At 70.4% G+C, this 23,499-nt stretch carries 19 protein-coding genes and 1 pseudogene; 15 read left to right on the forward strand and 5 right to left on the reverse strand.

Annotated features, from left to right (window positions below; all coding sequences use genetic code 11):
* Window positions 1–120 precede the first annotated feature (120 nt).
* Window positions 121–1,755: a PucR family transcriptional regulator ligand-binding domain-containing protein gene (locus ABZT06_RS13150; RefSeq protein WP_355739211.1), complete on the forward strand. Its 1,635-nt coding sequence runs from the start codon at window positions 121–123 to the stop codon at window positions 1,753–1,755.
* A gap of 70 nt (window positions 1,756–1,825) precedes the next feature.
* On the forward strand, window positions 1,826–2,614 hold the full coding sequence (locus ABZT06_RS13155) for a phosphatase (protein WP_355739214.1): 789 nt from the start codon (window positions 1,826–1,828) through the stop codon (window positions 2,612–2,614).
* A gap of 6 nt (window positions 2,615–2,620) precedes the next feature.
* Here ABZT06_RS13155 and ABZT06_RS13160 read toward each other — a convergent pair whose 3' ends face one another.
* The 4 genes from ABZT06_RS13160 to ABZT06_RS13175 all read right to left on the reverse strand — a co-directional run bounded on the left by ABZT06_RS13160 (window position 2,621) and on the right by ABZT06_RS13175 (window position 6,079).
* A complete protein-coding gene (locus tag ABZT06_RS13160) occupies window positions 2,621–3,088 on the reverse strand; it encodes a hypothetical protein (protein WP_355739217.1) in 468 nt (155 codons plus the stop codon).
* Window positions 3,089–3,316: 228 nt separating this feature from the next.
* The gene (locus tag ABZT06_RS13165; protein WP_355739220.1) at window positions 3,317–4,183 is read right to left on the reverse strand and encodes an acyl-CoA thioesterase II; all 867 of its coding nucleotides are present in this window, start codon (window positions 4,181–4,183) and stop codon (window positions 3,317–3,319) included.
* Window positions 4,184–4,217: 34 nt separating this feature from the next.
* Window positions 4,218–5,375, reverse strand: coding sequence for an acyl-CoA dehydrogenase family protein (locus ABZT06_RS13170; RefSeq protein ID WP_355739222.1), 1,158 nt, complete (start codon window positions 5,373–5,375; stop codon window positions 4,218–4,220).
* Window positions 5,376–5,485: 110 nt separating this feature from the next.
* Window positions 5,486–6,079 carry a TetR/AcrR family transcriptional regulator gene (locus tag ABZT06_RS13175; RefSeq protein ID WP_355739224.1) on the reverse strand — a complete coding sequence of 198 codons (594 nt, stop codon included), beginning with the start codon at window positions 6,077–6,079 and terminating at the stop codon, window positions 5,486–5,488.
* Between the two features lie 97 nt (window positions 6,080–6,176).
* Here ABZT06_RS13175 and ABZT06_RS13180 point away from each other — a divergent pair, with 97 nt between their 5' ends.
* The 11 genes and pseudogenes from ABZT06_RS13180 to ABZT06_RS13230 form a co-directional block, all read left to right on the forward strand.
* Complete coding sequence (locus tag ABZT06_RS13180) at window positions 6,177–7,793, forward strand: carboxyl transferase domain-containing protein (protein ID WP_355739227.1); 1,617 nt, start codon at window positions 6,177–6,179, stop codon at window positions 7,791–7,793.
* A gap of 6 nt (window positions 7,794–7,799) precedes the next feature.
* A complete protein-coding gene (locus ABZT06_RS13185) occupies window positions 7,800–9,719 on the forward strand; it encodes an acetyl/propionyl/methylcrotonyl-CoA carboxylase subunit alpha (RefSeq protein WP_355739230.1) in 1,920 nt (639 codons plus the stop codon).
* Complete coding sequence (locus tag ABZT06_RS13190; RefSeq protein ID WP_355739233.1) at window positions 9,716–10,636, forward strand: hydroxymethylglutaryl-CoA lyase; 921 nt, start codon at window positions 9,716–9,718, stop codon at window positions 10,634–10,636. The genes ABZT06_RS13185 and ABZT06_RS13190 overlap by 4 nt, the downstream gene beginning before the upstream one ends.
* Window positions 10,637–10,642: 6 nt before the next feature.
* The gene (locus ABZT06_RS13195) at window positions 10,643–11,803 is read left to right on the forward strand and encodes an acyl-CoA dehydrogenase family protein (RefSeq protein WP_355739236.1); all 1,161 of its coding nucleotides are present in this window, start codon (window positions 10,643–10,645) and stop codon (window positions 11,801–11,803) included.
* A gap of 129 nt (window positions 11,804–11,932) precedes the next feature.
* On the forward strand, window positions 11,933–12,979 hold the full coding sequence (locus ABZT06_RS13200; RefSeq protein WP_355739239.1) for an ABC transporter substrate-binding protein: 1,047 nt from the start codon (window positions 11,933–11,935) through the stop codon (window positions 12,977–12,979).
* Window positions 12,980–13,013: 34 nt separating this feature from the next.
* Window positions 13,014–13,823 carry a siderophore-interacting protein gene (locus tag ABZT06_RS13205; RefSeq protein ID WP_355739241.1) on the forward strand — a complete coding sequence of 270 codons (810 nt, stop codon included), beginning with the start codon at window positions 13,014–13,016 and terminating at the stop codon, window positions 13,821–13,823.
* 144 nt (window positions 13,824–13,967) lie between these two features.
* Window positions 13,968–15,410: a lysine decarboxylase DesA gene (gene desA / locus ABZT06_RS13210; protein ID WP_355739244.1), complete on the forward strand. Its 1,443-nt coding sequence runs from the start codon at window positions 13,968–13,970 to the stop codon at window positions 15,408–15,410.
* Window positions 15,394–16,671 (forward strand): lysine N(6)-hydroxylase/L-ornithine N(5)-oxygenase family protein, encoded by a 1,278-nt coding sequence (locus ABZT06_RS13215; protein ID WP_355739246.1) that lies wholly within the window; start codon window positions 15,394–15,396, stop codon window positions 16,669–16,671. Before desA ends, ABZT06_RS13215 begins: the two co-directional genes overlap by 17 nt.
* Window positions 16,668–17,219 (forward strand): GNAT family N-acetyltransferase, encoded by a 552-nt coding sequence (locus tag ABZT06_RS13220; protein ID WP_355739249.1) that lies wholly within the window; start codon window positions 16,668–16,670, stop codon window positions 17,217–17,219. The genes ABZT06_RS13215 and ABZT06_RS13220 overlap by 4 nt, the downstream gene beginning before the upstream one ends.
* Window positions 17,216–18,988 carry an IucA/IucC family siderophore biosynthesis protein gene (locus ABZT06_RS13225; protein WP_355739251.1) on the forward strand — a complete coding sequence of 591 codons (1,773 nt, stop codon included), beginning with the start codon at window positions 17,216–17,218 and terminating at the stop codon, window positions 18,986–18,988. The genes ABZT06_RS13220 and ABZT06_RS13225 overlap by 4 nt, the downstream gene beginning before the upstream one ends.
* A 306-nt stretch (window positions 18,989–19,294) precedes the next feature.
* Window positions 19,295–19,417: pseudogene (locus ABZT06_RS13230) on the forward strand (MFS transporter); the annotation flags it as partial.
* Between the two features lie 247 nt (window positions 19,418–19,664).
* Here ABZT06_RS13230 and ABZT06_RS13235 read toward each other — a convergent pair.
* Window positions 19,665–21,227 (reverse strand): metallophosphoesterase family protein, encoded by a 1,563-nt coding sequence (locus ABZT06_RS13235; RefSeq protein ID WP_355739254.1) that lies wholly within the window; start codon window positions 21,225–21,227, stop codon window positions 19,665–19,667.
* Window positions 21,228–21,392: 165 nt separating this feature from the next.
* Here ABZT06_RS13235 and ABZT06_RS13240 point away from each other — a divergent pair, with 165 nt between their 5' ends.
* Window positions 21,393–21,650: a hypothetical protein gene (locus ABZT06_RS13240; RefSeq protein ID WP_007382231.1), complete on the forward strand. Its 258-nt coding sequence runs from the start codon at window positions 21,393–21,395 to the stop codon at window positions 21,648–21,650.
* 13 nt (window positions 21,651–21,663) lie between these two features.
* Entirely contained in the window at window positions 21,664–23,481 is a 1,818-nt protein-coding gene (glmS, locus tag ABZT06_RS13245) for a glutamine--fructose-6-phosphate transaminase (isomerizing) (protein ID WP_355739257.1), read from the forward strand.
* Window positions 23,482–23,499: the final 18 nt, after the last annotated feature.

A 23,499-nucleotide genomic window follows, 5' to 3' on the forward strand; every position in this document is an offset into this window, starting at 1 on the left:
GTGTGCCTTCCTTCTGCCGGTCCGGGTCCTGCCGGTCTGCGTCGACCCTAGGTGGCCGGAAAGCGGCTGCGAAGTGTACGTTTCATCCATTCGAGCGGTACTGGATGGAGGGAACGTCCAATGCCGGACCCGACCGTCCCACCCACCTCACCGGTACCGCTGGCCGCGCTGCTGGCCCGCGAGGACCTGGGGCTGCGGCAGATCGCGGGGCCGCCGGACGCCGCCACCGTCATCCACTGGGCGCACGCCTCGGAGATGGCGGACCCGTACCCGTATCTGCTGGGCGGTGAGCTGCTGCTGACGGCCGGGGTGCACATTCCGGAGGGGGCGGATTCGGCCACGTACTTCGACGACTACGTGTCGAGGATCGTCGCGGCGGGCGGGGCGGCGCTCGGCTTCGGCGTGGCGCCGGTGCACGACACGGTCCCGCGCGCGCTGGTCGCGGCCTGCGACGCCCACGAGCTGCCGCTGCTGGAGGTACCGCCCCGCACCACCTTCGCCGCCGTGGCCCGGGCCGTCTGGCAACTGATGGCCCAGGCCCGCCACGCGGAACTCCACCGCGTCAGCGAGGCCCAGCAGAGCCTGGCCGCGGCCGCGTCCCGCCCCGACCCGGTGCCGTCGGTACTGCGGCAGCTGGCGCAGCGGGTCGGGGGGTGGGCGGTGCTGTACGGGCCGGAGGGGGCGGAGCTCGCGGCGGCGGGTCGGCGGCCCCAGGCCCGGCGTGCGCGAGAGGCGTTGGCGGGCCTGGCGCGGATCATCCGGCCGACGGCCACGGCCCCGCCCGCCGGACCGGCCCCGACCGAGCCGGGCGCCCCCGCCGGACCCCGCAGCACGGCCCCGTCCGCCGGGGCCCCGACCAGGCCACGCGCCCCCGCCGGGGCCGCCAGCGGGGAGGCTTCCGCCTCTCACCCCGCGCCGGGCAGCCGCACACCCACGGCCGCCGCACCCGCTCCCGCCTCGGCCACCGACACCACCGCCGGCCTCCACCTCGCCGCCTACGCCCTCGGTGCCCGGCACGGCTTCGTCCTCGGGGTCGCCGCGGCCCATCGCGAGCCCGGCGATCACACCATCGCCTCCGTGGCCGCCGTGCTGCTGTCGTTGCTCACCGGTGAGCATCAGAGCGGGTCGGGGGCGGCGCGGTCGTCCGCGCTCGTACGGCTGCTGCTGGGCACTCCTGCCGAGGACGTGGCCCCGCTCCTCGGTGGCGAGCGGTGGGTCGTCGTGCACGCCCGGCCCGACACCCTCGCCGCCCCCGGCCCCGTCGCCGCCTCCGCACTGGGTGCGGCGCTGGGGTCGCCGCTCATCGACGCGGCGCGGGAGGTCGTACGGGTGCTGTTGCCCGCCGACCGGGAGCCGGCTCCGCAGCCGGGGTGGACGCTCGGGGTGAGCGCGGTGGTCGAGCCGCGGGAGTGGGCCACCGCCGACGTCCAGGCGGCCCGTGCGCTGGCCCGTGCCCGCGCGACCCGTGCCGGCCTGGTCCGGTACGGGGCCCGTGCCGCCCTCGCCGACCTGGTGCCGGAGGCGGACGCCGACGCGCACGCGCGTGCCCTCCTGGCGCCGCTGGCCCCCACCCTCACCGAGACCCTCCGCACCTGGCTCTCCCTGCACGGCAGCTGGGACCGTACGGCGGTCGCGCTGGACGTGCACCGCAACACGGTGCGGCAGCGGATCGCGAAGTGCGCGGCGCTGCTGGAGCTGGACCTGGACGACCCGGACGTACGGATGGAGCTGTGGTTCGCGCTGCGCCGGGCATGATCGCGTGACCCGCGTCCCAGCGTGCGGGATGCGCGGCGATGCCGCGAAGGCGTGCATCAGAATGGGAGACATGCCGATACCCGGGACACCCAGCCGCGCCGAGCTCGTCGACCACCTTGTGAAGACCCGTATCGCGGGCGAGGTGGCCACCCCGCGGGAGAACAACCTCTCCCACTACCGCCAGCTGGCGAACGGCAACCGCCACTACTGGCTCGGCCTGGAGCTGGGCGACCGCTGGACCGACGAGCAGGACGTGCTCGCGGTGATGGCGGAGCGGGTGGGCGTCAACGACGACCCGGAGTACCGGTACGGCCAGGACACCATCGACCCCGAGCTGACCGTGGGCGCGCTGGAGCGGATGGCGGCCCGGCTGCGCAAGGCGGCGGACGGGCAGCAGCGGGTGCTGTTCGCGACCGGCCACCCCGGCGGCATGCTCGACGTCCACCACGCCACCGCCGCCGCGCTGCGCACGGCCGGCTGCGAGATCGTGGTCATCCCGGACGGGCTGCAGACGGACGAGGGATACGTCATGCAGTTCGCGGACGTGGCGGTCCTGGAGCACGGCGCCACGCTCTGGCACACCCACTCCAGCGACCCGATGAAGGCCATCCTCACGGCCCTGGAGCGCGAGGGCCGCCCGCTGCCGGATCTGGTCGTCGCGGACCACGGCTGGGCGGGCTACGCCGGTCAGCACGGCGTGGACTCGGTCGGGTACGCCGACTCCAACGACCCGGCGCTCTTCGTGGGCGAGTCGGAGGGCACGGTCCAGGTGACGGTCCCCCTCGACGACCACGTGGTGAGCCCGCGCTACTACGACCCGATGACGGCGTATCTGCTGGAGGCGGCAGGTCTGGTGTAGAGGCGCTCAGGTCAGAGTCGTCTTCGGCGCGTCCGTCGCGTCCCCTGGCAGCGTGACGACACCGGCGATCTCCTGAGCGACCCGGACCTGCCCCTTCAGGAACGCGAGCCGGTTCAGCAGGGAGTACCCGTCGCACAGCACTGTCTCGTGGCCCGCGTAGCTCTCCAGGTTGAGTACGGCCGCCTCGACGTGCGCGATCTCACCGATCAGCATCGGGATGCCGGAGCGGCCCAGCGCGTCCGCGGCGCCCGCGCGTTCGTACAGCACGGGTACGAGCGCGGAGCCGCTGCCGTTGGTGATCGTCGACTCGGAACTGTCACTCAGTTCGCGCAGCCGCGCCCGGGCGTGGCGGGTGACGCGCTCGATCGTCCGCAGTTCGTCCATGGTGATCTCGAACGCCAGCGGCGGCAGTGGCGCGGAGGCGGAAGAGTCGTGCGCGGCGGCGCGTTTGGCACGCCTACTGAAGATCGACACTGAGCAGGGCCTCCTCACGGACGGACCAACACGAGCAAACGCCCCGACGGTGGGGGTCGGGGCGAGGAACTCTGTGCCAGTGCGGGCCAGATGGTGCGGGGAGGCCGAAAGTGACCCTTCTGACAGCTCTAAAGCGCTTTCCATAGTAGAGCCGAAATGGATCAGTGAAGGAGGGCCGGGACTAACGAATGGATGACGGCCGGCGGGGAGGGCCGCGTGGCTGCGCCGTCAGCGCGGCGCCCGGACCACGCCCTCCTGGATCACCGAGATCGCCAGCCGGCCGTCCTGCGTGTAGATGCGGGCCTGGCCCAGGCCCCGGCTGCCCGAGGCCGACGGGGACTCCTGGTCGTACAGGAGCCATTCGTCGGCGCGGAAGGGGCGGTGGAACCACATCGCGTGGTCGAGCGAGGCCCCGACGACGTCACCGACCGCCCAGCCGCCGCGGCCGTGCGCGAGCAGGATCGAGTCGAGGAGCGTCATGTCGGAGACGTACGTGGCGAGGACGACGTGCAGCAGCGGGTCGTCCGCGAGCTTGCCGTTGGTGCGGAACCAGACCTGGGAGTGCGGTTCGCGCGGCTCGCCGAACTTTCCGTACGGCGGCTCGTCGACGTAGCGCAGGTCGATCGCCTCGCGGGTCTCCAGGAACTTCTCCACGACCGCCGCGTCCAGGTGGTCGTAGCCGCGCAGCCGGTCCGCGGAGGTGGGCAGCGTCGCCGGGTCGGGGGCGGCCGGCATGGCGGCCTGGTGGTCGAAGCCGTCCTCGTACCGCTGGAAGGAGGCGGAGAGGGCGAAGATCGGCTGGCCGTGCTGGATCGCGAGCACGCGGCGGGCGGTGAAGGACCGGCCGTCGTTCATGCGGTCGACGGTGTAGACGATCGGCGCGCCGGGATCGCCGGGGCGCAGGAAGTACGCGTGCAGGGAGTGGGCGAGCCGGTCCTCGGGGACCGTGCGCCCGGCGGCGACCAGCGCCTGCGCCGCGACCTGCCCGCCGAAGACGCGGGGGACGACGGCGGCGCGGGAGTGGCCGCGGAAGATGTCCTCCTCGATCTGCTCGAGGTCGAGCAGATCGAGGAGGTCCTGGAGTGCCTGGCTCATGGAGCTGTTGTACCGGCCGGTGATATCGCGCGGCTTACAGGCCCATGTCCTTCGCGATGATCGACTTCATGATCTCGTTGGTGCCGCCGTAGATGCGGTTGACGCGGTTGTCCGCGTACAGGCGGGCGATCGGGTACTCGTTCATGAAGCCGTAGCCGCCGTGCAGCTGGAGGCAGCGGTCGATGACGCGGTGGGCGACCTCGGTGGCGAACAGCTTGGCGCTGGCGGCCTCGGCGGGGGTGAGCTCACCGGCGTCGAGGGCCTCGAGCGCGCGGTCCACGACCGCCTCGGCCGCGTCGACCTCGGCCTGGCAGGCGGCCAGCTCGAACTTGGTGTTCTGGAAGGAGGCGACCGGCTTGCCGAAGACGGTGCGCTCCTGGACGTACTGCTTGGCGAACCGGACGGCGGCCTTGGCCTGCGCGTAGGCGCCGTAGGCGATGCCCCAGCGCTCGGAGGCGAGGTTGTGGCCGAGGTAGTAGAAGCCCTTGTTCTCCTCGCCGAGGAGGTCCTCGACGGGGACCTTGACGTCGACGAAGGCGAGCTCGGCGGTGTCGGAGGTCTTCAGGCCGAGCTTGTCGAGCTTGCGGCCGACCGAGTAGCCCTCGGACTTGGTGTCCACGGCGAACAGGGAGATGCCGAAGCGGCGGTCCTCGGCGGAGGACGGGGAGGTGCGGGCGGCCACGATCACGCGGTCGGCGTGGACGCCACCGGTGATGAAGGTCTTGGCGCCGTTGAGGACGTAGTGCGTGCCGTCCTCGCTCAGCTTGGCGGTGGTCTTCATGCCCGCGAGGTCGGAGCCGGTGCCCGGCTCGGTCATCGCGAGGGCCCACATCTCCTCGGCGGAGACGAACTTCGGCAGGAAGCGCTTCTTCTGCTCGTCGGTGGCGAGCATCTTGATGTACGGCAGTCCGAGCAGGACGTGCACACCGGAGCCGCCGAACTGCACACCCGCGCGCGAGGTCTCCTCGTACATGATGGCCTCGAACTTGTACGAGTCGATGCCGGCGCCGCCGAACTCCTCGTCCACGCGGATGCCGAAGATGCCGAGCTCGGCGAGCTTGTAGTAGAAGTCGCGCGGCGCCTGGCCGGCCGCGAACCACTCGTCGTAGACGGGGACGACCTCGGCCTCGATGAAGGCGCGCAGGGTCTCCCGGAACGCCTCGTGGTCCTCGTTGAACACCGTACGGCGCACCGCCGCCACCTCCACCTGACTGAAAAGGGTCCATGTCTAAGCGCTTGCTCAGAACATCAAAGGTACCGGCCGGTAGCGAGAGGCGTCCAGAGCTGATCCCGTAACGCTCGTCACGCCGCCGCGGCCGCGAACGCCCCCCTGGCCATGCGGTGCAGCAGCTCCGCGGTGGCACCGCGGCCCGGGAGCGAGCCGGGGCGGCCCAGGTGCGGGGTGGAGTTGAGGAGCCCGAAGACGGAGTGCACGGCCGAGCGGGCGGCCGGTTCCGCGAGGCCGGGATAGACCTCGCGCAGGATCCCCACCCACAGCTCGACGTACTGCCGCTGGAGTTGCCGCACCAGCTTGCGGTCGCTGTCCCGGAGGCGGTCCAGCTCGCGGTCGTGCAGGGTGATCAGGGGGCGGTCGTCGAGCGCGAAGTCGATGTGGCCCTCGATGAGCGAGTCGAGGACGGACTCGGCGGGCGTGCCGTCCGACTCGGCCAGCCGCCGCTTCGCCCCCGTCAGCAACTGCTCGCTGATCCCCACCAGCAGCTCCGCGAGCATCGCGTCCTTGCCGGGGAAGTGCCGGTAGAGGCCGGGGCCGCTGATGCCGACCGCGGCGCCTATCTCGTCCACGCCCACGCCGTGGAACCCGCGGTCGGCGAACAGTCGCGCGGCCTCCTTGAGGATCTGCTCGCGGCGGGTGGGGGCGTCGGTTCTGGTGGCCATGGAAGCAATTCTAGACAGGGAGGTTAGCGGTCGTTAACCTGAAGGAAATGGTTAACGCTCATTAACAGGCGAGCACTGGGTGAGGGGACCGCGGGACATGGATCAGGCACCCGAGCTGACGAGCGCGGCGGACCCCGCGTCGGAGGCCTGGAAGGCCAACGAGGAGGCCCACCGGGCCCTCGTGGGCGAGCTGCGGGACAAGCTCGCCGCTGCCAGGCTGGGCGGCGGGGAGAGGGCGCGCGAGCGGCACACCGCGCGCGGGAAGCTGCTGCCCCGGGACCGGGTGGACACGCTCCTCGACCCCGGCTCGCCCTTCCTGGAGCTGGCCCCGCTGGCCGCCGACGGGCTGTACGACGGGCAGGCCCCGGCCGCCGGGGTCATCGCCGGGATCGGACGCGTCAGCGGACGGGAGTGCGTCGTCGTCGCCAATGACGCCACCGTCAAGGGCGGCACGTACTACCCGATGACGGTGAAGAAGCACCTGCGCGCGCAGGAGGTCGCCCTCGACAACCGCCTGCCCTGCATCTACCTGGTGGACTCCGGCGGCGCCTTCCTGCCCATGCAGGACGAGGTCTTCCCGGACCGCGAGCACTTCGGGCGCATCTTCTACAACCAGGCCCGGATGTCCGGCGCGGGCATCCCGCAGATCGCCGCCGTGCTCGGCTCCTGCACGGCCGGCGGCGCCTACGTCCCCGCCATGAGCGACGAGGCCGTCATCGTCCGCAACCAGGGCACGATCTTCCTCGGCGGCCCCCCGCTCGTGAAGGCCGCCACCGGCGAGGTCGTCACCGCGGAGGAGCTCGGCGGCGGCGAGGTGCACTCCCGGGTCTCCGGCGTCACCGACCACCTCGCCGAGGACGACGCCCACGCGCTGAGGATCGTGCGGAACATCGCCGCCACGCTCCCCGCGCGCGGGCCGCTGCCGTGGTCGGTCGAGGCCGCGGTGGAGCCCAAGGTGGACCCCTACGGCCTCTACGGTGCGGTGCCGGTGGACTCCCGCACCCCCTACGACGTCCGCGAGATCATCGCGCGGATCACCGACGGCTCCCGTTTCGCCGAGTTCAAGGCCGAGTTCGGGCAGACCCTGATCACCGGCTTCGCCCGGATCCAGGGCCACCCGGTCGGGATCGTCGCCAACAACGGCATCCTGTTCTCCGAGTCGGCCCAGAAGGGCGCCCACTTCATCGAGCTGTGCGACCAGCGCGGCATCCCGCTGCTGTTCCTCCAGAACATCTCCGGCTTCATGGTCGGCAAGGACTACGAGGCGGGCGGCATCGCCAAGCACGGCGCCAAGATGGTGACCGCGGTCGCCTGCACGCGCGTGCCCAAGCTGACCGTGGTGGTGGGCGGTTCGTACGGCGCCGGGAACTACTCCATGTGCGGCCGGGCCTACTCCCCCCGCTTCCTGTGGATGTGGCCCAACGCCAAGATCTCCGTCATGGGCGGCGAACAGGCCGCGTCGGTCCTCGCCACCGTCAAGCGGGACCAGTTGGAGTCCCGCGGGGAGACCTGGCCCGCCGAGGAGGAGGAGACCTTCAAGGACCCGATCCGCGCCCAGTACGAACACCAGGGCAACGCCTACTACGCCACCGCCCGCCTCTGGGACGACGGGGTCATCGACCCGCTCGACACCCGTCAGGTGCTCGGCCTGGCCCTGACCGCATGCGCCAACGCGCCGCTGGGCGACCCCCAGTTCGGCGTCTTCCGGATGTGAGGACCCATGTTTGACACAGTGCTTGTCGCCAACCGGGGCGAGATCGCGGTCCGCGTCATCCGCACCCTGCGCGCCCTGGGCGTGCGCTCGGTCGCCGTCTTCTCCGACGCGGACGCCGACGCGCGCCACGTCCGGGAGGCCGACACCGCCGTACGGCTGGGCCCGGCGCCGGCCGCAGAGAGCTATCTGTCGGTGGAGCGCCTCCTGGAGGCCGCCGCCCGCACCGGCGCCCAGGCCGTCCACCCGGGATACGGCTTCCTCGCCGAGAACGCGGCCTTCGCGCGCGCGTGCACCGACGCCGGGCTGGTCTTCATCGGGCCCCCGGCCGAGGCGATCGCCCTCATGGGCGACAAGATCCGCGCCAAGGAGACCGTGGAGGCTGCCGGAGTGCCGGTCGTGCCCGGCGGCCGTGACCCGGAACTCGCCGAGGCCGCGCGCGCGTTGGGCGCGCCCGTGCTGCTGAAGCCCAGTGCGGGCGGCGGCGGCAAGGGCATGCGGCTGGTCCGGGACCTCAGCGCCCTGGAGGAGGAGATCGCCGCCGCCCGCCGCGAGGCCCGCACCTCCTTCGGCGACGACACCCTGCTGGTGGAGCGGTGGGTGGACCGGCCCCGGCACATCGAGATCCAGGTGCTGGCCGACGGCCACGGAAACGTGATCCACCTCGGCGAGCGCGAGTGCTCGCTCCAGCGGCGGCACCAGAAGATCATCGAGGAGGCGCCCAGCGTCCTCCTCGACGAGGACACACGCGCGTCCATGGGCGAGGCAGCGGTCGAGGCGGCCCGCTCCTGCGGCTACCGGGGCGCGGGCACCGTCGAGTTCATCGTCCCGGGCGACGATCCGTCGTCGTACTACTTCATGGAGATGAACACCCGCCTCCAGGTGGAGCACCCGGTCACCGAGCTCGTCACCGGCCTGGACCTGGTGGAGTGGCAGCTGCGGGTGGCGGCGGGCGAGCGGCTGCCGTACGGGCAGGAGGACGTCCGGCTGACCGGGCACGCCATCGAGGCCCGCGTCTGCGCGGAGGACCCCGCGAAGGGCTTCCTCCCGTCCGGCGGCACGGTGCTCCGGCTCCACGAGCCCCAGGGCGACGGCGTCCGCACCGACTCCGGGCTCAGCGAGGGCACGGAGGTCGGCAGCCTGTACGACCCGATGCTGTCCAAGGTCATCGCGTACGGCCCCGACCGCGCGACCGCGCTCAGGAAGCTCCGGGCCGCGCTCGCGGAGACGGTGACGCTGGGCGTGCAGACCAACGCGGGGTTCCTGCGCCGGCTGCTGGCCCATCCGGCGGTGGTCGCGGGCGAGTTGGACACCGGGCTGGTCGAGCGCGTGGTGGACGACCTGGTCTCCACGGACGTACCGGACGAGGTGTACGAGGCGGCGGCGGCCGTACGGCTCGAAGCGCTGCGGCCACGGGAGGACGGCTGGACCGACCCGTTCTCGGTGCCGAGCGGCTGGCGGCTGGGGGGCTCCGGGTTCACGAAGCCCGTCGGCTTCCCGCTGCGGGTGCAGGAGCCCCTGGAGTACGTCCCGCGCGGCACCCACACCGTCACCGACGGCCGGGTCACCGTCACCCTCGACGGCGTCCGCCACACCTTCCACCGGGCCGGGGACTGGGTGGGCCGCGACGGCGACGCCTGGCAGGTCCGCGATCACGACCCGGTGGCCGCGTCCCTCACCCGGAGCGGGCACGCAGGGGCCGACTCCCTCACCGCCCCCATGCCCGGCACGGTGACCGTCGTGAAGGTGGCGGTCGGCGACGAGGTGGCCGCCGGACAGAGTCTGCTCGTCGTCGAGGCGATGAAGATGGAGCACGTCATCTCCGCCCCGCACGCGGGCACGGTCGCCGAACTGGACGTCACGCCGGGCGCGACCGTCGCCATGGACCAGGTGCTGGCAGTCATCACCCCCGTGGAGGAAGAGCGATGACACTCCCCATGGCCGTACCGCAGACCGGGCTCCCGGCCCGCGTCCGCATCCACGAGGTCGGCGCCCGCGACGGCCTGCAGAACGAGAAGTCGACCGTGCCCACCGAGGTCAAGGCGGAGTTCGTGCGCCGCCTCGCCGAGGCCGGACTGACGACCATCGAGGCGACGAGCTTCGTCCATCCGAAGTGGGTGCCCCAACTCGCGGACGCGGAGCAGCTGTTCCCGCAGCTCTCCGACCTGTCCGTGGACCTCCCTGTGCTCGTCCCGAACGACCGCGGCCTGGACCGCGCGCTGGCTCTCGGAGCCCGCCGGGTCGCCGTCTTCGCCAGCGCCACCGAGTCCTTCGCCAAGGCCAATCTGAACCGCACGGTGGACGAGGCACTGGCGATGTTCGACCCGGTCGTCGCGCGGGCGAAGGCCGAGGGCGTGCACGTCCGCGGCTATCTCTCCATGTGCTTCGGCGACCCCTGGGAGGGCGCGGTCCCGATCCCCCAGGTCACCAGGGTCTGCCGCGCCCTGCTCGACATGGGCTGCGACGAGTTGAGCCTCGGCGACACCATCGGGGTGGCGACACCGGGCCACGTAGGCGCGCTGCTGACCGAACTCGACGTCCCCGTCGAGAAGGTGGGCGTGCACTTCCACGACACGTACGGCCAGGCCCTCGCCAACACCTACGCGGCCCTCCAGCACGGCGTCACCACGGTGGACGCCTCCGCGGGCGGCCTCGGCGGCTGCCCGTACGCGAAGTCCGCCACCGGCAACCTCGCCACCGAAGACCTCGTGTGGATGCTTCAGGGCCTCGGCATCGACACCGGTGTCGACCTCGGCCGTCTCGTCGCCACCAGCGCCTGGATGGCCGAACACCTGGGCCGACCCAGCCCGTCCCGTACCGTCCGCGCCCTCTCCCACCAGGAGTGAACCCCGATGGACCACCGCCTCTCCCCCGAGCTGGAAGAACTCCGCCGCACCGTCGAGGAGTTCGCGCATGACGTAGTGGCCCCGAAGATCGGCGAGTACTACGAGCACCACGAGTTCCCCTACGAGATCGTCCGCGAGATGGGCCGCATGGGCCTGTTCGGGCTGCCGTTCCCCGAGGAGTACGGCGGGATGGGCGGCGACTACCTGGCGCTCGGCCTCGTCCTGGAGGAACTCGCGCGCGTGGACTCGTCGGTGGCGATCACCCTGGAGGCCGGCGTCTCCCTGGGCGCCATGCCCCTGCACCTGTTCGGCACCGAGGAGCAGAAGCGCGCGTGGCTGCCCCGGCTGTGCTCGGGCGAGATCCTGGGCGCCTTCGGACTGACCGAGCCGGACGGCGGCAGCGACGCCGGGGCGACCCGTACGACGGCCCGCCTGGACCCTGACACCGACGAGTGGGTCATCAACGGCACCAAGTGCTTCATCACCAACTCCGGCACCGACATCACGGGGCTGGTGACGGTCACCGCGGTCACCGGGCGCAAGCCCGACGGCAGGCCGCTGATCTCCGCGATCATCGTCCCCTCGGGCACGCCGGGCTTCACGGTCGCGGCGCCGTACTCGAAGGTCGGCTGGAACGCCTCCGACACCCGTGAGCTGTCCTTCTCCGACGTCCGGGTCCCGGCGGCGAACCTGCTGGGCGAACAGGGCCGTGGCTACGCCCAGTTCCTGCGGATCCTCGACGAGGGCCGGATCGCCATCGCCGCCCTCGCGACCGGGCTCGCGCAGGGCTGTGTGGACGAGTCGGTGAAGTACGCGAAGGAGCGGGAGGCCTTCGGGCGGCCCATCGGCGCCAACCAGGCCATCCAGTTCAAGATCGCCGACATGGAGATGAAGGCCCACACGGCCCGCCTCGCCTGGCGGGACGCGGCCTCGCGCCTGGTCTCGGGCGAACCCTTCAAGAAGGAGGCGGCCGTCGCCAAGCTGTACTCCTCCACGATCGCCGTGGACAACGCCCGCGACGCCACCCAGATCCACGGCGGCTACGGCTTCATGAACGAGTACCCGGTCGCCCGGATGTGGCGTGACTCCAAGATCCTGGAGATCGGCGAGGGCACGAGCGAGGTCCAGCGGATGCTGATCGCGCGGGAGTTGGGGCTGGCGGGATAGAACGCAGCTCACAGGGCACCCACGGCTGCGGTGGGGCGGCGCCCGCCCTCTGGACATTCAGTGAGGTTAGGCTAACCTACCTTCGAACTTGTCCGGCGGGCGCTCCGCCCCGTTCGAAAGCAGCCACACATGTCCCACGCACGAGCCGTCCATCTCACCCGCCGTGGCATCCTCGCCGCGGGCGGCGCACTCGGCCTCGGCGCCGTGCTCGCGGCCTGCGGTGACGACGACGCCGGCAGCGAGGGCTCTGGCGAGGGGACCACCGCCGCGAAGTCCGGGGCGTGGGCCTTCAAGGACGACCGCGGCACGACCGTGAAGCTCGACGAGGTCCCCACCAAGATCGTGGCCTTCGTCGGCGTCGCCGCCGCGCTCCACGACTACGGCATCGAGGTCAAGGGCGTCTTCGGCCCCACCAAGACCAAGGACGGCAAGGCCGACGTCCAGGCCGGCGACATGGACGTCAGCAAGCTGACCGTCTTCGGCAACGTCTGGGACCAGTTCAACGTCGAGCAGTACGCGGCCTTCGCGCCCGAGGTCCTCATCACCACGACCTTCGACAGCGCCGGCACGCTCTGGTACGTCCCCGCGGCCTCCGCGTCCAAGATCGCCAAGCTGGCGCCGAGCGTGGCGGTCTCCGTCTACGACCGCCAGATCACCACGCCGCTCCAGAAGGTGTGGGAGCTGGCCGAGTCCCTCGGCGCCGACATGACGGCGGCGAAGGTCACCGACGCGAAGAAGCGGTTCGAGTCGGCGTCGGAGCGGCTGCGCGCCGCCGCCAAGGCCCACCCCGACATCAAGGTGCTGGCCGGGTCCGCGGCCCAGGACGTCTTCTACGTCTCCGGCACCAACCTCTCCATCGACCTCGAGTACTTCAAGGCGCTCGGCGTGAACTTCGTGGAGCCCTCGGCCTCCGTACTGAAGGCGTCCGGTGGCTGGTACGAGTCGCTGAGCTGGGAGAACGTCGACAAGTACCAGGCGGACATCATCATGATGGACGACCGTACGGCGACCATCCAGCCGGCCGACATCACCGAGGCGACCTGGAAGAAGCTGCCCGCGGTGAAGGCGGGGCAGGTCATCGCGCGTTCTCCCGAGCCGATCCTGTCGTACGACAAGTGCGTGGCGATGGTGGAGAACCTCGCGAAGGCCATCGAGACCGCGAAGAAGGTCAGTTAGTCCCTCACGTCTTCCTGAGCCCCAGGAGCTTTGCATGACTACGGCCGTAGCCGCCCCGTTCCGTTTCTTCTCCCTCCAGGTCGTGCGGACGAGGCGGCTCGGGCCGTCTCTCGTCCGGGTCAGCTTCACCGGGGAGGATCTCCAGCACTTCTTCTCCGACGGACGCGACCAGTCGCTGTCCCTCTTCCTCCCCGCCGAAGGGCGGACCGAGCCCGGCGTTCCCGTCGAGCTCGGGGACGGGTGGTGGCAGGCGTGGCGGGAACTGCCCGATGACGTACGGGCGGTGATGCGGTCGTACACCCTGCGAGGTCTGCGCCGCGATCCCGACGAGATCGACATCGACTTCGTGCTGCACGAGCCCGCCGGGCCCGCCTCCCGGTGGGCCGCGCGCGCCTGCGCCGGTGACAGGGTCCAGTTGCTCGGGCCCGCCGTCGCCGACAACCGGGCGATCCGGTTCCGGCCGCCCGCGGACACCGACCTCGTGCTGCTGTGGGGTGACGAGACCGCGCTGCCCGCCGTCTCCGCGATCCTGGAAGCCCTCCCCGCCGGGCAGCGCGCCCGCGTCTGGCTGGAGGTGTCCGACGCCGGGGACATCCAGGACCTCGTGACCGACGCGGACGCCGAGATCACCTGGCTCGTCGGGGAGAAGGCACCGGACGTCATCCGCGATGCCCAACTCCCGCCCGCCGAGCGGCCGTACGTCTGGATCGCGGGCGAGTCCGGGTGCGTGAAGGAGCTGCGGCGCCATTTCGTGCGGGAGCGCGGGATCGACCGGCGCCGGGTGACCTTCGTCGGGTACTGGCGACAGGGGATGACCGAGGAGCAGCTGCGGGCGGCCGAGTAACTCCCGTCGACGTGACGCCGGTCACGGGCGGGGCAGGTTTTCGCTCAAGTTAATTAGGTTAGGCTTACCTAAGTTGAAGCGGCTTCCGCCCCGCTCCTGCCCCGTCCGCCCCCGCACGGATCGTCCCCACCGGAGGACCCCCTCATGCGCTCGCACCTGCTCAACGACACGACCGCGGAGAGCTACCGCCGCTCCGTGACCGAAGGAATAGAGCGGGTGGCGGCCAAACTCGCCACCACCACAAGGCCGTTCACCGGCGTCACCGTCGACGCCCTCTCCCCCCGCATCGACGGGATCGACCTCGACAAGCCCCTGCTGGACACCGCGGCGGTGCTCGACGAGCTGGAGGACGTCTACCTCCGGGACGCGGTCTACTTCCACCACCCCCGCTACCTCGCCCACCTCAACTGCCCGGTCGTCATCCCGGCCGTGCTCGGCGAGGCCATCCTGTCCGCCGTCAACTCCTCCCTGGACACCTGGGACCAGTCGGCCGGCGGCACCCTCATCGAGCGCAAGCTGATCGACTGGACGACCGCGCGCATCGGTCTGGGCCCGGTCGCCGACGGCGTGTTCACCTCGGGCGGGACGCAGTCCAACCTCCAGGCGCTTCTGCTGGCCCGCGAGGAGGCCAAGGCGGACACGACGGCCGACCTGCGCGTCTTCACCTCCGAGGTCAGCCACTTCAGCGTCAGGAAGTCGGCCAGACTGCTCGGTCTGAGCCAGGACGCCGTGGTCTCGATCCCCGTCGACCACGACAAGCGGATGCAGACCGTGGCCCTCGCCCGTGAGCTGGAGCGCTGCAAGCGGGACGGCCTGGTCCCGATGGCCGTCGTCGCCACCGCCGGCACCACGGACTTCGGCTCCATCGACCCGCTGCCCGAGATCGCCGAGCTGTGCGAGCAGTACGGCACCTGGATGCACGTCGACGCGGCCTACGGCTGCGGGCTGCTCGCCTCCCGCAAGTACCGGCACCGCATCGACGGCATCGAGCGCGCCGACTCGGTCACCGTGGACTACCACAAGTCCTTCTTCCAGCCGGTGAGTTCGTCCGCCGTGCTGGTCCGCGACGCGGCCACACTGCGGCACGCCACCTACCACGCGGAGTACCTCAACCCGCGCCGCATGGTGCAGGAACGCATCCCCAACCAGGTCGACAAGTCCCTGCAGACCACCCGCCGCTTCGACGCGCTCAAGCTGTGGATGACCCTGCGCGTGATGGGCGCCGACGGCATCGGCCAGCTCTTCGACGAGGTCTGCGACCTGGCCGTCGAGGGCTGGAAACTGCTCGCCGCCGACCCCCGCTTCGACGTGGTCGTCGAACCGAGTCTCTCCACTCTCGTCTTCCGCTGCATCCCTGCCTCGGTCACCGACCCCGCCGAGATCGACCGCGCCAACCTGTACGCCCGCAAGGCCCTGTTCGCCTCCGGCGACGCGGTGGTCGCGGGCACCAAGGTCGGCGGCCGCCACTACCTGAAGTTCACCCTGCTCAACCCCGAGACGACGGTCGAGGACATCTCCGCCGTCCTCGACCTGATCGCCGGCCACGCCGAGCAGTACCTGGGAGAGTCCCTTGACCGCGCGTCCTGAAGTCCCGAACACGACCTACGATTTCGTGGGGATCGGGCTCGGCCCGTTCAACCTCGGCCTCGCGTGCCTCACCGAACCCATCGACGAACTCGACGGGATCTTCCTGGAGTCGAAGCCCGACTTCGAGTGGCACGCCGGCATGTTCCTGGACGGCGCCCACCTCCAGACCCCGTTCATGTCGGACCTGGTCACCCTCGCCGACCCGACCTCGCCGTACTCCTTCCTCAACTACCTGAAGGAGAAGGGGCGGCTGTACTCGTTCTACATCCGCGAGAACTTCTACCCGCTGCGGGTCGAGTACGACGACTACTGCCGCTGGGCCGCGAACAAGCTGAGCAGCGTCCGCTTCGACACGACGGTGACGGAGGTCCGGTACGAGGACGACCTCTACGTCGTGCGGACGGCCGACGGTGACGTCCTGCGCGCCCGCCACCTGGTCCTCGGCACCGGTACCCCGCCGTACATCCCGGAGGCCTGCCAGGGGCTGGGCGGCGACTTCATCCACAACTCCCGCTATCTGCAGCACAGAAGCGAGCTGGTGAAGAAGGAGTCGATCACGCTGGTCGGCTCGGGCCAGTCCGCCGCCGAGATCTACCACGACCTCCTCGGCGAGATCGACGTCCACGGCTACCGGCTGAACTGGGTGACCCGCTCCCCGCGCTTCTTCCCCCTCGAATACACCAAGCTCACGCTGGAGATGACCTCCCCGGAGTACATCGACTACTACCGCGAGCTGCCCGAGGCCACCCGCTACCGGCTCACCGCCGAGCAGAAGGGCCTGTTCAAGGGCATCGACGGCGACCTGATCAACGAGATCTTCGACCTGCTCTACCAGAAGAACCTCGGCGGCCCGGTCCCCACCCGGCTGCTCACCAACTCCTCGCTGAACAGCGCGACCTACGAGAACGGCACGTACACGCTCGCCTTCCGCCAGGAGGAGCAGGAGAAGGACTTCGAGATCGAGTCGCAGGGCCTGGTGCTCGCGACCGGCTACAAGTACGCCGAGCCGGAGTTCCTGGCCCCGGTCAAGGACCGCCTGGTGTACGACTCCCAGGGCAACTTCGACGTGTCCCGCACCTACGCGATCGACGTGACGGGCAGAGGCGTCTTCCTGCAGAACGCCGGGGTCCACACCCACAGCGTCACCAGCCCCGACCTGGGCATGGGCGCCTACCGCAACAGCTGCATCATCCGGGAACTGCTCGGCACCGAGTACTACCCGGTCGAGAAGACGATCGCGTTCCAGGAGTTCTCCGCATGAGCACCACTGCCGTGGGCACGTTCACCTTCCGCCCCCTCGACCCCCTGAAGGACGCCGAGCTGGTGCACAAGTGGGTCACCCACCCCAAGGCCGCGTTCTGGATGATGCAGGACGCGAAACTGGAGGACGTCGAGCGCGCGTACATGGACATCGCGGCCGACGAGCACCACCACGCGCTGCTGGGCCTCGGCGAGGACGGCCGGCCCGCCTTCCTGATGGAGCGGTACGACCCCGCCCACCGCGAGCTGGTCGGGCTGTACGAGCCCCGGCCCGGCGACCTCGGCATGCACTTCCTCACCCCGGCGACCGACCGGCCCGTCCACGGGTTCACCCGGTCCGTCATCACCGCCGTGATGGCCCACCTCTTCGAGGACCCGGCCGCCCGGCGGGTGGTCGTCGAGCCGGACGTCTCCAACAAGGCCGTCCACGCCCTGAACGAGGCGGTTGGGTTCGTGCCCGAGCGCGAGATCCAGAAGCCGGAGAAGAAGGCCCTGTTGAGCTTCTGCACGCGGGAACAGTTCTCGGCCGCCACGGGGGTGACCGTATGAGCCTCGCCGACGCCGTGTCCCACCTCTCCCCCGAGCGCTGGGAGACGGCCAACCGCATGCTGATCCGCAAGGGCCTCGCCGAGTTCGCGCACGAGCGGCTGCTCGAGCCCGAGGAGACGGACAAGGATCAGTACGTCGTCCGCAGCGACGACGGAAAGACCCACTACGACTTCACAGCCGTGCGCCGCGCCCTCGACCACTGGCAGGTCGACGCGGACTCCATCACCCGGCACCGCGACGGCACCGAACTCCCGCTGGCCGCCCTGGACTTCTTCATCGAGCTCAAGCAGACCCTCGGCCTGAGCGACGAGATCCTGCCGGTCTACCTGGAGGAGATCTCCTCCACCCTCTCCGGCACCTGCTACAAACTCACCAAGCCGCGGATCCCGGTCGCCGAGCTCGCTCGTGCAGGCTTCCAGGACATCGAGACCGGCATGACCGAGGGCCACCCCTGCTTCGTCGCCAACAACGGACGGCTCGGCTTCGGCATCCACGAGTACCTCTCGTACGCCCCGGAGACCGCGAGCCCGGTCCGCCTGGTCTGGCTCGCCGCGCACCGCTCCCGCGCCGCCTTCACGGCCGGGGTCGGCATCGAGTACGAGTCCTTCGTACGCCAGGAGCTGGGCGAGGAGACCGTCGAGCGCTTCCACGGCGTCCTGCGCGACAAGGGCCTCGACCCGGCCGACTACCTCCTCATCCCCGTCCACCCCTGGCAGTGGTGGAACAAGCTCACCGTCACCTTCGCCGCCGAGGTCGCCCGCGATCTGCTCGTCTGCCTCGGCGAGGGCGACGACGAGTATCTGGCCCAGCAGTCCATCCGGACCTTCTTCAACAGGTCGAACCCGGAGAAGCACTATGTGAAGACGGCCCTGTCCGTCCTCAACATGGGCTTCATGCGCGGACTCTCGGCCGCGTACATGGAGGCGACCCCGGCCATCAACGACTGGCTCGCCGGACTCATCGACGGCGACCCGGTGCTGAAGTCCACCGGCCTTTCGATCATCCGCGAACGGGCCGCCGTCGGCTACCGGCACCTGGAGTACGAGGCCGCCACGGACCGCTACTCGGCGTACCGCAAGATGCTGGCCGCGCTGTGGCGTGAGAGCCCGGTCCCGTCCCTCCAGGACGGCGAGTCGCTCGCCACCATGGCCTCCCTGGTCCACGTCGACCACGAGGGCCGGTCCTTCGCGGGCGCTCTCATCGAGCAGTCGGGCCTCACCCCGACCGACTGGCTGCGCCGCTACCTGCGGGCCTACTACACCCCGCTCCTGCACAGCTTCTACGCCTACGACCTGGTGTTCATGCCGCACGGCGAGAACGTCATCCTGGTCCTCAAGGACGGCATGGTCGAGCGCGCGATCTACAAGGACATCGCCGAGGAGATCGCCGTCATGGACCCCGAGGCGGTGCTGCCGCCGGCGGTCGAGCGGCTGCGCGTCGAGGTCCCCGACGACAAGAAACTCCTGTCGATCTTCACGGACGTCTTCGACTGCTTCTTCCGCTTCCTCGCCGCGAACCTCGCCGCCGAGGGAATCCTGGAGGAGGAGGACTTCTGGCGCACGGTCGCCGAGGTCACCCGCGACTACCAGCACTCGGTGCCCGAACTGGCCGACAAATTCGAGCGGTTCGACATGTTCGCGCCCGAGTTCGCCCTCTCCTGCCTCAACCGCCTCCAGCTGCGCAACAACAAGCAGATGGTGGACCTGACGGACCCGTCGGGCGCGCTCCAGCTGGTCGGCACGCTGCACAACCCGATCGCGGGCCTGTAGTACGGCCCAACTGCCAGGCGGGGCACGGCAGTACGGTCCTCCCGCGCCCCGCCTCTTTCCGTGCCCCCCGGAGGACGAGACGGTGATCTCCGAGCACCCGCCACGGCGGCGGACCCCGCCCGGGCAGTGCTCGCCGAGGAGGCCGGGCGGGGCCCGCACCTCGGCGACCTGCGCGGCGGCCAGGTCGCGCGCGGGAGTACGGTCCTCCCGCGCCCCGCCTCTTTCCGTGCCCCCCGGAGGACGAGACGGTGATCTCCGAGCACCCGCCACGGCGGCGAGCCCCGCCCGGGCACCGCTCGCCGAGGAGGCCGGGCGGGCCGGCACCTCGGCGGCCTGGTCGCGGGCTGGAGCTCGGGCGTGACCGCACTGATCACGGGCGGCCGCCTGTGCGTGGTGGCGGTGGAGCACGTCGGCGCGAGCACACCGGAGCCGGCAGTCCGCGCCGCGCACGGCCTTCGGGTGGCTGCGGGGCGACCGTTCCGGACTCCTGCGCCCGGCTTCCCGGACGGAGCCCAGCGGCCCCCAGAAGGACTGCACACGGACTTCGACCGCGGCGGCGGTCCGGCCGGGTTTTCCCACCCGGTCCGGGCCGCCGCCGTCCACCTGCGCAGACTGCCGGGTGTACGGCCGGAAACGCCTTCTCCTCCGGTCGCGGCCGACAGCCTCGCGGGGGGCGTTACTTCGCCCTGCGCGCCACCGTGAAGTGGTCGATGCGGTCGCCGGTCTCGGCGATGCCCGACACCTTCAGCTTGGCGTAGTGGCCCTTCGACGCGGGCTCCACGTCCACGCGCAGGAAGGAGTAGTTGAGGTAGCGGACCCGGGACCAGGCCACCGTCTCGTTGACCTTGCCGTCCTTGGTGTTGATGAAGGAGGCGACGGACTCCTGCTCGTTCAGGTGCCCCTCGTAGGAGTCCGGCGCGGTGAACGCGTACAGGCTGCGGCCCGCGGCGCCCGCCGTGACGTAGACGACGCCCTCGGTCTCGGAGTACGCGGTCTCACCGATCGGGAGCTTCTTGGAGACCTTGTCGCCCTTGATGACGTCGGTGCGCTCGTACTGGTGGTTGTGGCCGTTGATGACCAGGTCCACCGTGTACTTCTCGAACAGCGGCACCCACTCCTGGCGCACGCCCCCCTCCGAGGCGTGCGCGGTGGAGGTGCAGTAGGCGCAGTGGTGGAAGAACACGATGATGAAGTCGATGTCCTTCGCGGCCCGGTACTTCTTCAGCTGCCCCTCGAACCACGTGGTCTGGGTGCCGCCGGAGATGCCGAGGTTGGCCGGGATCTCGAAGGAGACGTCGTTCGGGTCCAGCGAGATGATCGCCGTGTTGCCGTAGACGAAGGAGTAGACGCCCGGCAGGTGTGCCTTGTCCGGCCCGTTGTCGGGGAGCGTGAAGCGGGCCTCCTCGCCGCCGTAGCCGTTGGGCGAGTACCAGGCCTCCATGTCGTGGTTGCCGTAACTCACCATCCACGGCACGGACTTGGCGACGGACTCGGTCTGGGCGAGGAACTGGTCCCACACCCGCGAGTCGAAGCCGGTGTCGGCCGACTTGCCCTGGCCTGCCGGGTCGGCGTAGGCGATGTCGCCGGCGTGCAGGTGGAAGGCCGGGTTCTGGCCGAGGAGCAGGCTGTCGTTGGCCAGGCCGTGGTAGCTGACACCCTGGTCGCCGAAGGCCGTGAAGGTGAACGGCTTCTTGTGGGCGGGCGCGGTGGTGAAGGTGCCCAGGGTGCCGGTCAGGTGCGGCTCGGCGGGGTCGAAGCCCTGGTGGCCGACGCCGTAGTAGTAGGTCTGGCCGGGGCGCAGCCGGCTCAGCTTGGCGTGCACGTAGTACTGGGTGTGATCGGCGCTCGCGCCTACACCGGCCGGGGTGTACAGGGTGCGCACCTCGGCCTCGATCTTGCGGGAGAGGTCCCAGGGGCGGGCGCCGATCCGGATGAACGGCTTCTTGACCGCGACCGGCACCTGCCAGGAGACGGTCATCTCGGTGCGCGGGTCGTTGCCGTAGGCGAGGTGGCGGCCGAAGGGAGCGACGAGGGCGCCGTCGACGCTCTCGGCACTGGCGAAGGTCCGGGTCGGCGTCGCGGCCTGGGCGACGGCGCCCGGCACGAACGCGCCACCCGCGACGGCGCCCAGCGTGACGGCGCCGCCCCTGATCATGTTGCGGCGGGAGAATCTGGTGCGCAGGTACTCGTGCTGCTCGGCCATGCTCATGCGCTCGGCGAGCTGCTCGGGTACTCCCATGCGAGGAATGTCCATGGCGTCTGAAACTCGTCTCCATGAGCGACGAGGTGTGAGACGCAGGATGGACAACTCGCGAACAGACGTTCATAAGAACATCAACAGCCTCTTGCCCGATATCGGGCAGGATTCTTGCGAAAGAGCTTCCGGTACCCCAGGATCTACCGGGTGCACGACGAACTCGTTGATCATCTGACGCGGTCCACGCCCCTCAGCCGGGGCGAGGCACTGCGCGTGATCCAGGACGTGCTCGCCTTCTTCGACGAGACGACCGAGGAATTCGTCCGTCGCCGCCACCGCGAACTCCAGGCCCAGGGCCTGGTGAACGCGGAGATCTTCGGACGGATCGAGGCGGACCTGAAATATCGAGCGGTGGCGCCGCCTGAGCTGACGCTGAGGCAGCTGCGCCGCATGGTCTACGGCTAGGGGACACACCTACATGTGCGGAATTGTCGGATACATCGGGAAGCGTGATGTCGCCCCGCTGCTGCTGGAGGGCTTGCAGCGCCTGGAGTACCGCGGTTACGACTCGGCGGGCATCGTCGTCACCTCCCCGAAGACGGCCGGCCTGAAGATGGTCAAGGCCAAGGGCCGGGTGCGCGACCTGGAGGCCAAGGTCCCGGCCCGCTTCAAGGGCACGACCGGCATCGCCCACACCCGCTGGGCCACCCACGGCGCCCCCTCCGACGTGAACGCCCACCCGCACATGTCGGCCGACAACAAGGTCGCCGTCGTCCACAACGGCATCATCGACAACGCCTCCGACCTGCGCCGCAAGCTGGAGGCGGACGGCGTCGAGTTCCTCTCCGAGACCGACACCGAGGTCCTCGTCCACCTCATCGCGCGCTCCCAGGCGGAGAAGCTGGAGGACAAGGTCCGCGACACCCTGCGGGTGATCGAGGGCACCTACGGCATCGCCGTGATGCACGCCGATTTCAGCGACCGCATCGTGGTGGCCCGCAACGGCTCCCCGGTCGTCCTCGGCATCGGCGAGAAGGAGATGTTCGTCGCCTCGGACATCGCCGCGCTGGTCGCCCACACCCGCCAGATCGTCACGCTGGACGACGGCGAGATGGCCACGCTCAAGGCCGACGACTTCCGCACCTACACGACGGAGGGAACCCGTACGACGGCCGAGCCCACCACCGTCGAGTGGGAGGCCGCCTCCTACGACATGGGCGGCCACGACACCTACATGCACAAGGAGATCCACGAGCAGGCCGACGCCGTGGACCGCGTCCTGCGCGGCCGCATCGACGACCGCTTCTCCACCGTGCACCTGGGCGGCCTCAACCTGGACGCCCGCGAGGCCCGCCAGATCCGCCGCGTGAAGATCCTCGGCTGCGGCACCTCGTACCACGCGGGCATGATCGGCGCCCAGATGATCGAGGAGCTGGCCCGCATCCCCGCGGACGCCGAGCCGGCCTCCGAGTTCCGCTACCGCAACGCGGTCGTCGACCCCGACACCCTCTACATCGCGGTCTCCCAGTCCGGTGAGACCTACGACGTCCTCGCGGCCGTCCAGGAGCTGAAGCGCAAGGGCGCGCGCGTCCTGGGCGTGGTGAACGTGGTCGGTTCCGCGATCGCCCGTGAGGCGGACGGCGGCATCTACGTGCACGCCGGCCCCGAGGTCTGCGTGGTCTCCACGAAGTGCTTCACCAACACCACGGTCGCCTTCGCGCTTCTCGCGCTGCATCTGGGCCGCACCCGCGACCTCTCGGTCCGCGACGGCAAGCGGATCATCGAGGGCCTGCGCAAGCTGCCTGCGCAGATCACCGAGATGCTGGAGCAGGAGGAGCACATCAGGAAGCTGGCCGAGCAGTACGCCGAGGCCCGCTCGATGCTCTTCATCGGCCGCGTCCGGGGCTACCCGGTGGCCCGCGAGGCCTCCCTGAAGCTCAAGGAGGTCTCCTACATCCACGCGGAGGCCTACCCCGCCTCCGAGCTCAAGCACGGCCCCCTGGCCCTGATCGAGCCCGCCCTGCCCACGGTGGCGATCGTCCCCGACGACGACCTCCTGGAGAAGAACCGCGCCGCCCTGGAGGAGATCAAGGCCCGCAGCGGCCGGATCCTGGCGGTCGCCCACCAGTACCAGGAAAAGGCCGACGAGACGATCGTGGTCCCCAAGAACGAGGACGAACTGGACCCCATCCTGATGGGCATCCCCCTCCAACTCCTCGCCTACCACACGGCGTTGTCCCTGGGTCGCGACATCGACAAGCCGCGGAACCTCGCGAAGTCGGTGACGGTCGAGTAAGCGCCGCCCGACGGAACG

This window comes from Streptomyces sp. NPDC005483 (assembly GCF_040606035.1).
In the GTDB taxonomy this organism is placed as follows: Bacteria; Actinomycetota; Actinomycetes; order Streptomycetales; family Streptomycetaceae; genus Streptomyces.

Bases quoted from the DNA above. Each gene is read 5' to 3' on its own strand.
- ABZT06_RS13150 (WP_355739211.1), top strand. From the start codon at position 121: ATGCCGGACCCGACCGTCCCACCCACCTCACCGGTACCGCTGGCCGCG.
- ABZT06_RS13155 (WP_355739214.1), top strand. From the start codon at position 1,826: ATGCCGATACCCGGGACACCCAGCCGCGCCGAGCTCGTCGACCACCTT.
- ABZT06_RS13165 (WP_355739220.1), bottom strand. From the start codon at position 4,183: ATGAGCCAGGCACTCCAGGACCTCCTCGATCTGCTCGACCTCGAGCAG.
- ABZT06_RS13175 (WP_355739224.1), bottom strand. From the start codon at position 6,079: ATGGCCACCAGAACCGACGCCCCCACCCGCCGCGAGCAGATCCTCAAG.
- ABZT06_RS13180 (WP_355739227.1), top strand. From the start codon at position 6,177: ATGGATCAGGCACCCGAGCTGACGAGCGCGGCGGACCCCGCGTCGGAG.
- ABZT06_RS13185 (WP_355739230.1), top strand. From the start codon at position 7,800: ATGTTTGACACAGTGCTTGTCGCCAACCGGGGCGAGATCGCGGTCCGC.
- ABZT06_RS13190 (WP_355739233.1), top strand. From the start codon at position 9,716: ATGACACTCCCCATGGCCGTACCGCAGACCGGGCTCCCGGCCCGCGTC.
- ABZT06_RS13195 (WP_355739236.1), top strand. From the start codon at position 10,643: ATGGACCACCGCCTCTCCCCCGAGCTGGAAGAACTCCGCCGCACCGTC.
- ABZT06_RS13200 (WP_355739239.1), top strand. From the start codon at position 11,933: ATGTCCCACGCACGAGCCGTCCATCTCACCCGCCGTGGCATCCTCGCC.
- ABZT06_RS13205 (WP_355739241.1), top strand. From the start codon at position 13,014: ATGACTACGGCCGTAGCCGCCCCGTTCCGTTTCTTCTCCCTCCAGGTC.
- desA (WP_355739244.1), top strand. From the start codon at position 13,968: ATGCGCTCGCACCTGCTCAACGACACGACCGCGGAGAGCTACCGCCGC.
- ABZT06_RS13220 (WP_355739249.1), top strand. From the start codon at position 16,668: ATGAGCACCACTGCCGTGGGCACGTTCACCTTCCGCCCCCTCGACCCC.
- ABZT06_RS13225 (WP_355739251.1), top strand. From the start codon at position 17,216: ATGAGCCTCGCCGACGCCGTGTCCCACCTCTCCCCCGAGCGCTGGGAG.
- ABZT06_RS13235 (WP_355739254.1), bottom strand. From the start codon at position 21,227: ATGGGAGTACCCGAGCAGCTCGCCGAGCGCATGAGCATGGCCGAGCAG.
- glmS (WP_355739257.1), top strand. From the start codon at position 21,664: ATGTGCGGAATTGTCGGATACATCGGGAAGCGTGATGTCGCCCCGCTG.